Source organism: Shewanella litoralis (assembly GCF_009828585.1).
GTDB classification, from domain to species: Bacteria; Pseudomonadota; Gammaproteobacteria; order Enterobacterales; family Shewanellaceae; genus Shewanella; species Shewanella litoralis.
This window is the reverse complement of the sequence record NZ_WSRZ01000185.1, coordinates 1-212: the sequence shown is the minus strand read 5'-3', so window position 1 is coordinate 212 and position 212 is coordinate 1. Positions and strand designations below refer to the sequence as shown.

1 rRNA gene is annotated in these 212 nt (G+C 37.3%); it reads left to right on the top strand.

Going from position 1 to position 212, the window contains the following annotated elements:
• Positions 1-128: 128 nt before the first annotated feature.
• Positions 129-212: ribosomal RNA gene (locus GQA99_RS20550) — 16S ribosomal RNA — on the top strand; the annotation flags it as partial.

Genomic DNA, 212 nt, shown 5'->3' with positions numbered 1-212 from the left:
ATCAAAAAATTTAAACTCAATGCGATGATGAGTGTTCATAGTAATATGTACAAACGTTTTATAGATTCTTCCGAGTTTATAAAATGAAATCAGAATTCATTGAGCCGAGACGTTGTCTCAAAAAACTTTAATTGAAGAGTTTGATCATGGCTCAGATTGAACGCTGGCGGCAGGCCTAACACATGCAAGTCGAGCGGTAACAGAGAGTAAGC